This is a genomic window from Pseudomonas sp. S2_F07 (assembly GCF_054668325.1).
This window is the reverse complement of the sequence record NZ_CP162758.1, coordinates 5467520-5482577: the sequence shown is the minus strand read 5'-3', so window position 1 is coordinate 5482577 and position 15058 is coordinate 5467520. Positions and strand designations below refer to the sequence as shown.

The 15058-nt window shown below is 60.0% G+C and carries 14 protein-coding genes; 8 read left to right on the top strand and 6 right to left on the bottom strand.

Annotated elements, in window-relative coordinates:
- Nucleotides 1–8 precede the first annotated feature (8 nt).
- Complete coding sequence (locus AB4O40_RS24850) at nucleotides 9–1349, bottom strand: DEAD/DEAH box helicase (protein ID WP_046043701.1); 1341 nt, start codon at nucleotides 1347–1349, stop codon at nucleotides 9–11.
- Nucleotides 1350–1540: 191 nt separating this feature from the next.
- On the opposite strand from AB4O40_RS24850, the gene AB4O40_RS24845 reads away from it, so the two are divergent.
- Nucleotides 1541–2839 (top strand): mechanosensitive ion channel family protein, encoded by a 1299-nt coding sequence (locus AB4O40_RS24845; protein ID WP_056721399.1) that lies wholly within the window; start codon nucleotides 1541–1543, stop codon nucleotides 2837–2839.
- A 131-nt stretch (nucleotides 2840–2970) separates the two neighbouring features.
- On the opposite strand, the gene AB4O40_RS24840 is transcribed toward AB4O40_RS24845, so the two are convergent.
- Nucleotides 2971–3615: a hydrolase gene (locus AB4O40_RS24840; RefSeq protein WP_008018228.1), complete on the bottom strand. Its 645-nt coding sequence runs from the start codon at nucleotides 3613–3615 to the stop codon at nucleotides 2971–2973.
- 158 nt (nucleotides 3616–3773) lie between these two features.
- Here AB4O40_RS24840 and AB4O40_RS24835 point away from each other — a divergent pair, with 158 nt between their 5' ends.
- On the top strand, nucleotides 3774–4661 hold the full coding sequence (locus tag AB4O40_RS24835) for a LysR family transcriptional regulator (protein ID WP_056721397.1): 888 nt from the start codon (nucleotides 3774–3776) through the stop codon (nucleotides 4659–4661).
- A 51-nt stretch (nucleotides 4662–4712) separates the two neighbouring features.
- On the opposite strand, the gene AB4O40_RS24830 is transcribed toward AB4O40_RS24835, so the two are convergent.
- The 3 genes from AB4O40_RS24830 to AB4O40_RS24820 all read right to left on the bottom strand — a co-directional run bounded on the left by AB4O40_RS24830 (nucleotide 4713) and on the right by AB4O40_RS24820 (nucleotide 7002).
- Nucleotides 4713–5579 carry a carboxylate/amino acid/amine transporter gene (locus AB4O40_RS24830; protein WP_056721395.1) on the bottom strand — a complete coding sequence of 289 codons (867 nt, stop codon included), beginning with the start codon at nucleotides 5577–5579 and terminating at the stop codon, nucleotides 4713–4715.
- 343 nt (nucleotides 5580–5922) lie between these two features.
- Nucleotides 5923–6522, bottom strand: coding sequence for an FMN-dependent NADH-azoreductase (locus AB4O40_RS24825; RefSeq protein ID WP_046043697.1), 600 nt, complete (start codon nucleotides 6520–6522; stop codon nucleotides 5923–5925).
- Nucleotides 6523–6687: 165 nt separating this feature from the next.
- On the bottom strand, nucleotides 6688–7002 hold the full coding sequence (locus tag AB4O40_RS24820; protein WP_056721393.1) for a hypothetical protein: 315 nt from the start codon (nucleotides 7000–7002) through the stop codon (nucleotides 6688–6690).
- 49 nt (nucleotides 7003–7051) lie between these two features.
- Between AB4O40_RS24820 and AB4O40_RS24815 the strand changes: the two genes are divergently transcribed.
- The 5 genes from AB4O40_RS24815 (at nucleotide 7052) to aqpZ (ending at nucleotide 12281) form a co-directional block, all read left to right on the top strand.
- Nucleotides 7052–7975, top strand: coding sequence for a LysR family transcriptional regulator (locus AB4O40_RS24815; protein ID WP_008018223.1), 924 nt, complete (start codon nucleotides 7052–7054; stop codon nucleotides 7973–7975).
- 14 nt (nucleotides 7976–7989) lie between these two features.
- Nucleotides 7990–8793, top strand: a complete 804-nt coding sequence (locus AB4O40_RS24810; protein WP_056721391.1) for an alpha/beta fold hydrolase — start codon at nucleotides 7990–7992, stop codon at nucleotides 8791–8793.
- A 3-nt stretch (nucleotides 8794–8796) separates the two neighbouring features.
- Complete coding sequence (locus AB4O40_RS24805; protein WP_056721389.1) at nucleotides 8797–9354, top strand: peptidylprolyl isomerase; 558 nt, start codon at nucleotides 8797–8799, stop codon at nucleotides 9352–9354.
- Between the two features lie 94 nt (nucleotides 9355–9448).
- A complete protein-coding gene (locus AB4O40_RS24800; RefSeq protein WP_409079343.1) occupies nucleotides 9449–11281 on the top strand; it encodes an ABC transporter ATP-binding protein in 1833 nt (610 codons plus the stop codon).
- A 301-nt stretch (nucleotides 11282–11582) separates the two neighbouring features.
- On the top strand, nucleotides 11583–12281 hold the full coding sequence (gene aqpZ / locus AB4O40_RS24795; protein ID WP_056721385.1) for an aquaporin Z: 699 nt from the start codon (nucleotides 11583–11585) through the stop codon (nucleotides 12279–12281).
- 11 nt (nucleotides 12282–12292) lie between these two features.
- Here the strand turns inward: aqpZ and AB4O40_RS24790 are convergent, their stop codons facing one another.
- A complete protein-coding gene (locus AB4O40_RS24790; RefSeq protein ID WP_056722284.1) occupies nucleotides 12293–13417 on the bottom strand; it encodes a GNAT family N-acetyltransferase in 1125 nt (374 codons plus the stop codon).
- A 280-nt stretch (nucleotides 13418–13697) separates the two neighbouring features.
- On the opposite strand from AB4O40_RS24790, the gene AB4O40_RS24785 reads away from it, so the two are divergent.
- Complete coding sequence (locus AB4O40_RS24785) at nucleotides 13698–15029, top strand: putative porin (protein WP_056721383.1); 1332 nt, start codon at nucleotides 13698–13700, stop codon at nucleotides 15027–15029.
- Nucleotides 15030–15058: the final 29 nt, after the last annotated feature.

Sequence of the window (15058 nt, the reverse complement as noted above, 5' to 3'; positions counted from 1 at the left end):
ACAACGACTTACTCAGCCGCCGGTGCTTCCGGCTTGCGGCGCTTGAGTGGGGCCATGCCGTCCTTGCTGACCAGGGAATCACTCTTGGGCCGGTTGGCGCTCTTGCGCTTGGTCGGGGTCTTGGCGGCAGTTTTTTTCTTGTCGCCCTTGGCGTCGGTCTTTTTCTTCTTCACGCCAACAGCCTTGCCCGAGGCCTTGACCTTTTTCGGTCCGCCGTAGGTGCCTTTGACTTCCTTGATGGTGCGGCGCTCGAAGCTCTGCTTGAGGTAGCGCTCGATGCTCGACATCAGGTTCCAGTCGCCGTGGCAGATCAGCGAGATGGCCAGGCCATCGTTGCCGGCGCGACCGGTACGACCGATACGGTGCACGTACTCATCACCGCTGCGTGGCATGTCGAAGTTGATCACCAGGTCCAGGCCGTCCACGTCCAGACCACGGGCTGCGACGTCGGTGGCCACGAGGATTTTCACGCCGCCCTGCTTCAGGCGGTCGATCGCCAGCTTGCGATCCTTCTGGTCTTTCTCGCCGTGCAGCACGAACGCCTTGTATTCCTGCGCCACCAGGCGGCCGTAGATGCGGTCGGCCATGGCCCGGGTGTTGGTGAACACGATGGCTTTCTGGTAGGTCTCGTTGGCCAGCAACCAGTTGACGATCTGTTCTTTGTGCTGGTTGTGGTCAGCGGTGATGATTTGCTGGCGAGTGGTTTCGTTCAGCTGGCTGACCGCGTTGAGCTGCAAGTGCTCAGGGTTGTTCAGGACCTTGGCGATCATCTCGCGCAAGCCCGAACCACCGGTGGTGGCGGAGAACAGCATGGTCTGCTGACGGTTGGTGCACTCGTCCACCAGACGCTGAACGTCGTCGGCGAAGCCCATGTCGAGCATACGGTCGGCTTCGTCGAGCACCAGCACTTCAACTTCTTTCAAGTCGAGGTTGCCGGCGTTCAATTGCTCGATCATCCGGCCCGGGGTACCGATCAGGATGTCGGGTACCTTGCGCAGCATGGCGGCCTGGACCTTGAAGTCTTCACCGCCGGTGATCAGGCCGGACTTGATGAAGGTGAACTGCGAGAAGCGTTCAACTTCCTTCAAGGTCTGCTGGGCCAGTTCGCGGGTCGGCAGCAGGATCAGGGTCTTGATGCTGACGCGGATTTTCGCCGGGCCGATCAGACGGTTGAGAATCGGCAAAACGAATGCAGCGGTTTTACCGCTACCGGTTTGCGCCGTCACCCGCAGGTCACGCCCCTGGAGCGCCAGCGGGATGGCCGCGGCTTGCACAGGCGTTGGCTCGACAAATTTCAGCTCGGCCACGGCTTTGAGCAGGCGTTCGTGCAGGGCGAATTGGGAAAACACGGGTGCTACCTCGAAGAAATGCAAAAAAACAGCTGCATAGGGTAACGGTTTCGAGCGCTCAGGCCGAGTTTCTTTATACAAATGGCGGTAAACAGTTGGTTTTTTGTTGCCTGATTTTTCCCGAAACGTAATACAAAGCGTCTTAAATGCTCTAATCCCCTCTCGTGCCTTATAGAAGAATCGTTTCAACCATGGATATCAAACAGCTCTGGACCAACGTCCTGGACCTTTGGGGTGCCCTCGACCAGCACCCGCTCGTGCACTCCAGCCTGTCGCTGTTGCTACTATTGGCGATTGCGCTGTTCCTCGGACGGGTGGCGCGTTACCTCATTCTGCACGCGGCAAAAATGCTCAGCCGCCAGCCGGCCCTGCACTGGGTCAATGATTTCCTACAGAACAAGGTGTTCCATCGCCTGGCGCAGATCACCCCTTCACTGGTGATCCAGTTCGGCCTCAATCTGGTGCCGGACCTGAGCAAAACCAGCCTGAACTTCCTCGGCAACGTCGCACTGTCCTTCACCTTCCTGTTTCTGCTGCTGGCGGTCAGCGCCCTGCTCAACGCCCTGCTGGACATCTACGCCCGCACCGAGCACGCCCGCACCCGCTCGATCAAAGGCTATGTGCAATTGGCGAAAATGGTGCTGTACGTGTTTGGCGCGATCATCATCGTCGCCACACTGATCGATCGCTCGCCGCTGTTGCTGCTGTCAGGCCTGGGCGCCATGTCGGCGGTGATCCTGTTGGTCTACAAGGACACGCTGCTGTCGTTCGTCGCCAGCGTGCAACTGACCAGCAATGACATGCTGCGGGTCGGCGACTGGATCGAGATGCCCCAGGTGGGCGCCGACGGCGATGTGGTGGACATCACGCTGCACACGGTCAAGGTGCAGAACTTCGACAAGACCATTGTCTCGATCCCGACCTGGCGCCTGATGTCGGAGTCGTTCAAGAACTGGCGCGGCATGCAGGCTTCCGGTGGCCGCCGAATCAAACGCAGCCTGTTCATCGACGCCAGCGGCGTACGCTTTCTGCGTGACGACGAAGAACAGAAGCTGTCCCAGGTGCACTTGCTCACCGACTACATGACCCGCAAACAGGCCGAACTCAAGGCCTGGAACGAAGCCCAGGGCAACGTCGCGGCCATGTCGGCCAACCGTCGGCGGATGACCAACATCGGCACTTTCCGCGCCTATGCGCTGGCCTACCTGAAGAGTCATTCGGGGATCCAGCCGAACATGACCTGCATGGTGCGTCAGATGCAGACCACGGCCCAGGGTATTCCGCTGGAAATCTACTGTTTTACCGGCACCACGGCGTGGGCTGATTACGAGCGGATTCAGGGGGATATTTTCGACTACCTGCTGGCGGTGCTGCCGGAGTTTGGCTTGAGCCTGTATCAGCAGCCGAGCGGTATGGATTTGCGTGCGGGAGTATTGCCGGCGGTGCTGGGGGCGAGCCATATTCCCGAAGCTGAAAAGCGCAGGGTGTAACACCACAAAACCTGTGGGAGCGAGCTTGCTCGCGATGAGGGCGTGTCAGTCAACATATGTGTCGTCTGACAGCCCGCAATCGCGAGCAAGCTCGCTCCCACAGGGGTTACATCATTTTCAGAATTTGCGGGTTACTTCACCTGCCGCTGCGGTGCCTTGTGCACCATGGTGTAGGCGTAATCCACGCCCATGCCGTACGCGCCGCTGTGTTCCAGCACCAGTTCCATCACCGCCTCGTAAGTATCCTTGTGCGCCCAGTCACGCTGGTATTCGAGCAACACTTGTTGCCAGGTCACCGGCACCGCGCCGGCCTGAATCATCCGTTGCACCGACATGTCATGGGCTTCCTTGCTGGTGCCGCCGGAGGCGTCGGTGACGATGTACACCTCATAGCCTTCAGCCAGGGCTTCCAATGCCGGAAAAGTCAGGCACACCTCGGTCCACAGCGCGGCAATGATCAGCTTCTTGCGACCGGTGGCTTTCACCGCGTCTACCAGTGCCTTGTCTTCCCAGGAGTTCATCGAAGTGCGTTCGATCGGCTTTTGATCCGGGTGCACAGCCAGCAATTCGGGCCAGATGTAACCGCTGAAGCTTTCGGTTTCGACCGAGGTGTAGATGGTCGGCACGTTGAAGATCTTCGCCGCCTTGGCCAGGCCCACGGTGTTGTTCTTCAGGGTCTGACGGTCGATGGACTGCACGCCGAAAGCCATTTGCGGCTGGTGGTCGATCAGGATCAGGGCGGAGTTGGTTGGGTTGAGCAGTTCACGAATAGACATGGCGCGTTCCTTTTGATGTCGATACTTCGAATGGGTGAGGGGGTAGTCGACCGTGCCTTCTGCGGCGTTGTTGTCGGCTTGGATGTCACTTTAGGGGCTGGCGATAAAAGGGACAATTACCTAAAATCGAGAAACATTGATTCTAAAAAAGGGACAATATGGATCGCATCGAATGCATGCGCGCCTTCGTCGTCACGGTCGGCGAGAACGGCTTCGCCGCAGCCGCCCGGGCCATGGATGTGCCGCGCTCGAAAGTCAGCAAACAGATTCAGGCGCTGGAAGAAGCCATCGGTGTGCAATTGCTGCAACGCACCACCCGCAGCCTGCACCTGACCGAAGCCGGGGCCGAGTATTTCGATGCTGCACGGGAGGTGTTGGCGGCACTGGACGAGGCCGAGCAACGCGCCCGTGACGGCATCGGTGAGTTACGCGGTGTGTTGCGGGTCAATGCGCCGATGTCGTTCGGTCTTCGGCGGCTGGGGCCATTGATTCCGCTGTTTCACGAACAGCACCCGAACATCGAGTTGCAACTGGTGCTCAGCGACCAGCAGGTCGACCCGGTGCGGGGCGGGTTTGACGTGACCATCCGTATCGCCAGCATGCCCGACTCGACGATGATCGCCCGGCAACTGGCACCCGCACCACGCATCATGGTGGCATCCCCGGCTTATCTCGAGCGCGCGGGCGTTCCGCAGACTCCGCAGGATCTGCGCGCCCATCAATGCCTGAACTACGGGTATCTGCAGAGCGGTGTCAGCCTGCAACTGTGCAATGGCAAGGATACCCAACGGGTGAACGTCACCGGCCCACTCCACGCCAACAACGGCGACCTGCTCGCCCAGGCCGCCGAAGCCGGCATGGGCATCGCCCTGCTGCCCGACTTCATCGTCGAGGATGCGCTGGCGGCCGGGCGAGTGGTGCCAGTGCTGTGTGAATGGCAGGCCCCGGCGATCACCATCAATGCGGTGTATTCGTCGGCGCGGCGGGTGCCACAGAAGACCCGGGCGTTTATCGAGTTTCTGGTGGGGCAACTGGCGCCGAAGTGATTTTCGAAGATCACACAATCTATTGTGGGAGCGGGCTTGCTCCCACAGGGTTCAGCGTGCCACCAACGACTGGCGTACGCCCAACCGACTGATCCACACCGCCAGCAAAATCACCGAACCGCCGAGCAACAACCGCCCCAGTTCTTCGTGCTGATTCCAGATGAGCAGATTGATCAGCAGCCCCACTGGCACATGCAGGTTGTTCATCGCCGCCAGGGTCCCGCCGCTGACCAGACACGCCCCCTTGTTCCACCAGTAAAGACCCAAAGCGGTCGAGACCAGTCCGAGGAACAGCAGCACGCCCCATTGCAACGGTGCTTCAGGCAGGAAGTCCTGTTTGCCGAACAGCAGAAACGCCGGCAACACCACCGCCAGAGCACCGAGGTAGAAGAAGCCGAAGCGACGGTAATGCGGCAGATCGCTCGGATGACGCGCGACCAGATGTTTGTAGAGCACCTGCCCGGCAGCGAAGGTGAAGTTGGCCAGTTGCAGCAACAGGAAGCCCATGAAGAAGTCCGGGTTGATCCGGTCAAAGCGAATCACCGCCGCCCCCGCCACCGCCACCAGAGCCGCGACCAGGGCCCATGGATTGAAACGACGATTGAGCGCATCCTCGATCAGGGTCACGTGCAGCGGCGTGAGGATGGTGAACAGCAACACTTCCGGCACCGTCAGTACGCGAAAGCTCAGGTACAGGCAGACATAGGTCACGCCGAACTGCAACGCGCCGATCAACAGCATGCCGCGCATGAATGCCGGCTCCACCGAACGCCAGCGGGTCAGCGGGATGAACACCAGCCCCGCCAGCAACACGCGTACCAGCACGGCGAAGTAACTGTCGACATGACCGGCCAGGTATTCGCCGATCAAACTGAAGGAAAACGCCTGGATCAGCGTGACAAAAAGTAGATAGCCCATGCTCGCCTCATTTCGAATGGCGGCGACGATAGCGGTTTTTGCTGCTGATCGCGAACACCCAAATAATACAAATTCCTTGTGGGAGCGAGCTTGCTCGCGATGACTGAGTGTCAGTCGACAACACCTTGTCTGACACACCGCAATCGCGAGCAAGCTCGCTCCCACAGGGTTTTGCAGGTGTTCGTCAGATCGCAGGCAAAAAAAAGCCCGATCTCGCTAAAGCGTTCAATCGGGCCAGGGCACTCAGGAGCAACAAGTGCGAAGGGAGGTTCGATGCGCGTACAGGCTTGAAGGGTTGCGCCAGGTCACTAGACCATCCAGCGATTATCTGGCGATTAACCGGTCAGGCCACTTGCGAAAGCTTGGCGTTCGCCTGGTTCAGGCCTTTCTCCTGGAAGTCGCCGCCCAGGTTCATGCCTTCGGCGTGGATGAACGTCACGTCGTGGATGCCGATGAAGCCCATGACCTGGCGCAGGTACGGTTCCTGGTGATCGGCGGTGCTGCCGGCATAGATGCCGCCGCGAGCCGTCAACACATAGGCACGCTTGCCGCTGAGCAGGCCTTGCGGACCGGTCTCGGTGTACTTGAAGGTCACGCCGGCACGCAGCACATGGTCGAGCCAGGCTTTCAGGGTGCTGGGGATCGCAAAGTTGTACATGGGCGCGGCCATGACCAGTACGTCGGCAGCGAGCAATTCATCGGTCAACTGGTTGGAACGCTCCAGGGACGCCTGCTCGATGTCGCTGCGCTGCTCGGCGGGCTTCATCCAGCCACCCAGCAGGTTGATGTCCAGGTGCGGCACGGGCTTGACGGCCAGGTCCCGGACGGTGATCTGGTCATTCGGGTGAGCGGCTTTCCACTGGCTGATGAAGGTCTGGGTCAACTGGCGGGAAACCGAGTCTTGCTGACGGGCACTGCTTTCGATGATCAGAACGCGGGACATGGGATGTAGCCTCCATCTGAGAATGCGGTAGGTCGATGGAGTGAAGGTTAAACAGAGTCATATCGATGAAAAAGCGCAAATAACTGCTATAACCCATCAAGAAATTCGTTTATAAGCTCTGCATACCCTGTGAGAGCGGGCTCGCTCCCACAGAAGAGCCTGGCGTCATTTCGGGGTGCAGGTCAGCTCGATGCGCAATTTGATGATGTTGCGGCTGAATTTGGCCGTGGCGTTTTTGTGTTTGCCGGCCGGTACATCGATCTTGCGAGTGCGGGGGGCTTCCGGGCCATTGCTGAAAACCGCCTTGCAGCTCGCATCGACGTCGCCGTAGTTGGCGACCCGGATGGAGCCGATATCGCTGTCGGTGTCGAAGGTTTCAAAGTCTATCTTCATTCCGTTGAGGTTCTTCTGCACATCAATCGGATAAGCAAACGCCGTCAGCGGCAGCAGCGCCAGCAGCACACAACAGATTTTTTTCATTCGGCAGCCTCCAATAAGGGCTGCCAGCTTAGGACAAGAGGAGCTCAACATGAAAGCGCCCCGCGTGACCCTCGATCAATGGCGAACGCTGCAGGCCGTGGTCGATCACGGTGGTTTCGCCCAGGCCGCCGAGGCGCTGCATCGCTCGCAATCGTCAGTCAGCTACACCGTGGCCCGCATGCAGGATCAACTTGGCGTGCCGTTGCTGCGCATCGACGGACGCAAAGCCGTACTGACCGAAGCCGGCGGGGTGCTGTTGCGCCGCTCCCGGCAACTGGTGAAACAGGCCAGCCAACTCGAAGACCTGGCCCATCACATGGAGCAGGGTTGGGAAGCCGAAGTGCGCCTGGTGGTCGATGCCGCCTACCCAAGCGCCCGCCTCGTCCGCGCCTTGACCGCGTTCATGCCGCAAAGCCGTGGCTGCCGGGTGCGCCTGCGTGAGGAAGTGCTGTCGGGGGTGGAGGAAGTCTTGCTCGAAGGCGTGGCCGACCTGGCCATCACGGGCTTCAGTATTCCCGGTTACCTGGGCGCGGAATTGAGCGACGTCGAGTTCGTCGCAGTCGCCCACCCGGAGCATCCCTTGCACCGCCTCAACCGCGAACTGAGCTTCCAGGACCTGGAAAGCCAGATGCAGGTGGTGATCCGCGACTCAGGCCGCCAGCAACCGCGGGACGTCGGCTGGCTCGGCGCCGAACAGCGCTGGACCGTCGGCAGCCTGGCCACCGCCGCGACCTTCGTCAGCAGCGGCCTGGGTTTTGCCTGGCTGCCCAGGCACATGATCGAACGGGAACTCAAGGAAGGCACGCTCAAGCTGCTACCGTTGGATCAGGGCGGCAGCCGTAACCCGAGCTTCTACCTGTATTCGAACAAGGACAAACCGCTGGGGCCGGCCACGCAGATTCTCATCGAACTGCTGCGTACCTTTGACACCGCACCACTGGACGCACCGTTCGCCGCCCCCGAACAAGCCTGACACGGAGTGTATGCATGGCCTATTTCGAACACGAAGGTTGCAACCTGCACTATGAGGAATATGGCCACGGCACGCCGCTGCTGCTGGTCCATGGCCTGGGCTCCAGCACCCTGGACTGGGAAAAACAGATCCCGACACTGGCCACCCGCTACCGGGTGATCGTCCCGGATGTGCGCGGTCACGGCCGTTCGGACAAACCCCGGGAGCGCTACAGCATTGCCGGATTCAGCGCCGACCTGATTGCATTGATCGAACACCTCAATCTCGGTCCGGCACATTATGTCGGCCTGTCCATGGGCGGCATGATCGGCTTCCAGCTGGGCGTGGATCAGCCACAACTGCTCAAAAGCCTATGCATCGTCAACAGCGCGCCAGAGGTCAAACTGCGCAGCCGCGACGATTACTGGCAGTGGTTCAAGCGCTGGAGCCTGATGCGCGCCCTTAGCCTGGGTACCATCGGCAAGGCGCTGGGCGGCAAGCTGTTCCCGAAACCCGAGCAGGCCGACTTGCGACAAAAAATGGCCGAGCGCTGGGCAAAAAACGACAAACATGCTTATCTCGCCAGCTTCAACGCCATTGTCGGCTGGGGGGTTCAGGAACGACTTTCGAAGGTCACCTGTCCAACCCTCATCGTCAGCGCCGACCGTGACTACACGCCGGTGGCGCTGAAGGAAAACTACGTAAAACTGCTGCCCGACGCGCGGCTGGTGGTGATCGCCGATTCACGCCACGCCACGCCGCTGGACCAGCCGGAACACTTCAACCAAACACTGCTGGAGTTTCTGACCGCAGTCGATACCACCACTCAGGATCACTGACCCATGCTGAAAAAAATCGCCCTCGCCGCAGGCTCCGTCCTGTTTGCCGCCAACCTGATGGCCGCGACGCCGGAAAAGGCACCGCATGTGCTGCTGGACACCACCAACGGCCAGATCGAAATCGAACTGGACGCGGTCAAGGCCCCGATCAGTACCAAGAATTTTCTTGAGTACGTCGACAAAGGCTTCTACAACAACACGATTTTCCACCGGGTGATCCCGGGCTTCATGGTCCAGGGCGGCGGATTCACTCAACAGATGCAGCAAAAAGACACCAACGCACCGATCAAGAACGAATCGAAGAACGGCCTGCATAACGTGCGCGGCACCTTGTCCATGGCCCGTACGTCGGTGCCTGACTCGGCCACCAGCCAGTTCTTCATCAACGTCAAGGACAACGACTTCCTTGACCAGGGCGACGGCTACGCGGTGTTCGGCAAAGTGGTCAAAGGCATGGACGTGGTGGACATCATCGTCAACTCGCCAACCACCGCCCGTGGCGGCATGAAAGACGTGCCGGCGGACCCGGTGTTCATCAAGTCGGCCAAGCGCATCGACTGAGACTAAGCTGGACAAGGATGTCCGAGCCGTTGCCGGTGTCTGCCGGCAACGCTCAACACGTTAAAAGGAGAGCCCGTTCGCGGGTGAACAACCAATGCTTTATCGCCGCTTTGAAAAACTGATCGATGTTTTCCGTGAAGCACCGACGGCGTCTCCGCCGGACCGGGTTTTCCCTTTCTACACTTATTACCTCAAGCAGGTCTGGCCGAGCTTCGCCGCCCTGCTGATCGTCGGCCTGATTGGTGCCTTGATCGAGGTGGCGCTGTTCAGCTACCTGAGCCGCATCATCGACCTGGCCCAAGGCACGCCAAACGTCAGTCTGTTCCAGGATCATGCCCTCGAACTGACCTGGATGGTGGTGGTTGCGCTGGTGCTGCGCCCCATATTTGTCGGCCTGCATGACCTGCTGGTGCACCAGACCCTGAGTCCCAGCATGACCAGCATGATCCGCTGGCAAAACCACAGCTACGTGCTCAAGCAGAGCCTGAATTTCTTCCAGAACGACTTCGCCGGGCGCATCGCCCAACGCATCATGCAAACCGGCAACTCACTGCGCGATTCCGCCGTGCAGGCGGTGGATGCGTTGTGGCATGTGCTGATCTACGCCATCAGTTCCCTGGTGCTGTTCGCCGAAGCCGACTGGCGCCTGATGATCCCGCTGCTGACATGGATCTTCGCCTTCATCGCCGCCCTTTGCTATTTCGTGCCACGGGTCAAGGATCGCTCGGTGGTGGCGTCCGATGCGCGCTCCAAACTCATGGGGCGGATTGTCGACGGCTACACCAACATCACCACCCTGAAACTGTTCGCCCACACCAACTTCGAACAGCAATACGCCCGCGAAGCCATCAAGGAGCAGACCGAAAAAGCGCAACTGGCCGGCCGCGTGGTCACCAGCATGGACGTGGTCATCACCAGCATGAACGGCTTGCTGATCGTCTGCACCACCGGCCTGGCCCTGTGGTTGTGGACACAGTCGTTGATCAGCGTCGGGGCGATTGCCCTGGCCACCGGCCTGGTGATCCGCATCGTCAACATGTCCGGCTGGATCATGTGGGTGGTGACCGGCATCTTCGAAAACATCGGCATGGTGCAGGACGGTCTGCAGACCATCTCGCAACCGGTCGGCATCACCGACCGCGACCAGGCCAAACCCCTGGCGGTGGCCCGTGGCGAAGTGCGATTCGAACAGGTGGATTTCCACTACGGCAAGCAGAGCGGGATCATCGGCGACCTCAACCTGACCATCAAGGCTGGCGAGAAAATCGGCCTGATCGGCCCGTCCGGCGCCGGCAAATCGACCCTGGTGAACCTGCTGCTGCGCCTGTACGACGTTGAAGGTGGACGCATCCTGATCGACGGCCAGAACATCGCCGACGTCAGCCAGGAAAGCCTGCGCGAACGCATCGGCATGATCACCCAGGACACCTCGCTGCTGCACCGCTCGATCCGCGACAACCTGCTGTACGGCAAACCCGACGCCACTGACGCGCAACTCTGGGAAGCGGTGCACAAGGCCCGGGCCGACGGTTTCATTCCATCACTGTCGGACGGTGAAGGCCGCACCGGTTTCGATGCCCACGTCGGTGAGCGCGGGGTGAAACTCTCCGGCGGCCAGCGCCAGCGCATCGCCATCGCCCGGGTACTGCTCAAGGACGCGCCGATCCTGATCATGGACGAGGCCACCTCGGCACTGGACTCGGAAGTCGAAGCAGCGATCCAGGAAAGCCTCGAAACCCTGATGCAGGGCAAAACCGTGATAGCCATCGCTCACCGGCTCTCGACCATCGCCCGGATGGACCGGCTGGTGGTGCTGGAAAACGGCAAGATCGCCGAAACCGGAACCCACGCCGAACTGCTCGCCCATGGCGGTTTGTATGCGCGGTTGTGGCAACACCAGACCGGTGGTTTTGTCGGGATCGATTGAGTATTGCGGCGGCCACAAAACCTGTGGGAGCGGGCTTGCTCGCGAAGACGGAGTGTCAGTCGACAGCAATGTTGCCTGGTCCACCGCTATCGCGAGCAAGCTCGCTCCCACAGGGTCCCCCAGTGAAGCAGATCGATCACAGATATCCGCCAGGCCCCGTCAACAACGGGGCCTGGCGGTTTTTTATGCCTGCTGGAATTATGAAAAAACCGTGCTGTACTCACTCCAACGTTCTGGAGATGGTTCTGCAGTCCATCGGCTGGATGCTCAAGGCAGCATAATCTCGAAAGGGCACTCTCTTATGTCTCTGTTAAAACGTTCGGCGACTGAGTTGGTAGGTACGTTCTGGCTGGTGTTGGGTGGTTGCGGCAGCGCGGTGTTGGCCGCGGCTTTTCCGGAGGTGGGGATCGGCCTGCTCGGGGTGTCCTTCGCGTTTGGCCTGACCGTGCTGACCATGGCTTTCGCCATCGGCCATATTTCCGGCTGTCATCTCAATCCCGCGGTATCTCTCGGCCTGGTGGTGGGTGGGCGATTTCCGGCCAGGGAATTGCCGGCCTACATCATTGCCCAGGTCATCGGCGGCGTGATTGCCGCCGCCCTGCTGTACTTCATTGCCAGCGGCAAACCCGGTTTCGAACTGGCGGGAGGCCTGGCGTCCAACGGCTACGGCGAACACTCCCCTGGCGGCTACTCGATGGCGGCAGGGTTTGTCTGTGAACTGGTGATGACCGCGATGTTCATCCTGATCATCCTCGGCGCCACCGACAAGCGTGCACCGGCAGGACTGGCGCCGATTGCCATTGGCCTGGGGCTGACGCTGATCCACCTGATCTCGATCCCGGTCACCAACACCTCGGTCAACCCGGCGCGCAGCACCGGCCCGGCATTGATCGTCGGCGGCTGGGCGATTCAACAACTGTGGATGTTCTGGGTCGCACCGCTACTCGGCGCAGTGGCCGGCGGCGTGCTGTATCGCTGGCTGGGCAAGGAAGAAAGCTGAAACGCTGAAGATCAGCCTTGTCGATAAGGCAAGGCTGACTTCGCATCCTCTGCATAAGCCAGCACTCCCAGGCGTTCCTGCTCCAGAAAGTCTTTCACCGCCGCTTTCAATCCCGGATGTCGCAAGTAGTGCCAGGAATGGGTAATGACTGGCTCGAATCCGCGAATCAACTTGTGCTCGCCCTGGGCACCGGCATCAAAACGCTGGAAACCGTTGGCAATGGCATAGTCCATGCCTTGGTAGAAACAGGTCTCGAAATGCAGGCGATCGAACTCCGCCAGGCATCCCCAGTAACGCCCATAAAAGCTGTCGCCCCCCACCAGACTGAACGCCATCGCCACCGGCCGTGAACCTTGCCTGGCCAATACAACGCGAATCGACTCCGGCATGCGTTCGGCCAACAGGCTGAAAAACTCCCGGGTCAGATACGGCGCTTGCCGGCGCACTGCGTAAGTATTGGCGTAGCAGGCATAAACGAAATCCCATTGCGCCTGGCTCAGTTCCCGACCTTCGAGCCATTCGAAATCGAAGCCCTGCCCCGCCACCTGTTCGCGCTCCTTGCGCATCTGTTTGCGCTTGCGCGAACTGAGCACGTCGAGGAAGTCCTGGAAATCCCGGTAGCCGCGATTCTGCCAGTGGTATTGACAGCCAACGCGCTGCAGCCAGCCCGGTTGCTCGCTCAGTGCCGCGTCGGTGAACAGATCGGTGAAGTTGATGTGGGCGCTGGAGAGCCCTTCAAGCTCAAGGTAGCCCGGCAGGCTTTTCAACAACTCGAAACCGTCTTCGACCGTGGCCGCCAACAGCCGTGGTCCCGTGACGGGACTGAACGGCACCGCGCTCAACAGTTTGGGGTAGTAGTCGATGCCGGCACGTTCACAGGCATCGGCCCAGGCGTGATCGAACACGTACTCGCCGTAGGAATGCCACTTGCGGTAACCAGGCAGCGCGGCGATCAGTCGATCTCCTTCGACGTGCAATAAATGCTCGGGCTGCCAGCCTGTATGGGGTCCGACGCTGCCGCTGTCTTCCAGTGCACTCAAAAAAGCGTGACGCAGAAAAGGCTGAGTCTCGGGCACCAGTGCGTCCCACGTCTGCGGGGCGATTTCTGACAGTTTTTGCAGGCGTTGCAACGGCATCACCATCCTCACTCTTCATGGCGTGAAAGCCCCGCGAGTATCGCCTATCGCTTTGCAATGCACACGGGCAAAACGACGGCAGTGTTCTAACTCAATAGTTCACGGCGACTTTGTATCGTCACCGACATGACATCACATTGCCACCGGTCTGTAATAAACCATCGCGATACTGGCGCCTGTTTTTAGAGCGTCGGGTTATACCCGGCCACTGTTTTCCGCCCCTTACGGTCGGTTGTGTCCCGGATGGCTCTGTCATCCCCTCTCATCTTCGGAGATTGATATGCGTCTTGCTTCCATGAAAACTGCGGCGGCCTTGTGCGGTGGCCTGTTGCTGGCCATGAGTGTTCCGGCCAGTGCCGCAGTCGACGCCAAACTGCTCGACATGCTCAAGGCTAACGGCTCGATCACCAACGCGCAGTACAGCGAACTGCAAGCCGAGCTGGCCAGGGATCAGAAAGACCAGCAGATCGCCCGTCAGGCTCAGCAAGAGACCAACGAGCAAATCGCGGCCACCGCGAAGAAAACCGACACACTGAGCGCTTTCGACCAGAAGCTTGCATGGGCGGCAAAGACCCAGTTCAAGGGTGACGTACGCTTCCGTCAGGAAACCGTGCACAACGATGGCGTGCCAAACAACAAGGACCAGGACCGTCAGCGCATTCGTGCCCGCCTGGGTGCCTACAGCGAAATCAACCCGCAGGTCGACACCGGTATCCGTATCGCCACCGGCAGCAACGACGACGCTCGCTCGACCAACCAGGACCTGAACAACTACTTCGACAAGAAGCAGATCTGGCTGGACCAGGGTTACATCGACTACCACCCGGACGCGATCAAGAACCTGCACCTGGTTGGCGGCAAGATGCCGCAACAATGGGTGAGCATGGGCGACATCATCTGGGATAGCGACATCAACCCGGAAGGTCTGGCCGTCACCTACAAATACCCACTGAGCGGCAGCACCGAGCTGTTCGGTAGCGCCGGTCACTACACCCTCAAGGACAACGTCGACGGCGAAGGCGTGCAGTTCAAGCACGACCTGCGTCTGTACGCCGGCCAGTTGGGTGCGCGCTTCGCCATCACCGACAGCATGAAAATGACGTTGGGCGGCAGTCTCTACGCCTACGACAACGACGACAGCAGCGCTTGCCCTACCTCGGGTACCGTCACCGCGCCATGCGCACTGGCCGTCAACGGCAACAGCCCGGGCGAGCAGTTCAAACTGTACGAAGGCTTTGGTCAGCTGGACTTCAGCAACCTGCCAGTACCGCTGTCGATCTACGGTCAGTACGTCAACAACACCGATGCCAGCAACGACCAGGACACCGGCTGGCTGGCCGGCGTGAAGTCAAAGCTCTACGGCTTCAACGTGGACTACAACTACCGCGACGTGCAGCGTAACGCTGTGGTGGGTGCCTTCACCGACTCCGACTTCGCCAACGGCTACACCGGTTCGCGCGGCAGCAAGCTGAAAGTGAGCTACGACCTGGACAAGAACTTTGCCCTGGGCGCGACCTACTTCATGGCGACCTCGGACCAGACCAACGCCAACATCAACAAGAAGGATTCGGACATCAACACCCTGCAACTGGATGCCGAAGCCAAGTTCTGATTCCCCCCCCGCTACACGACTCGGGCAAG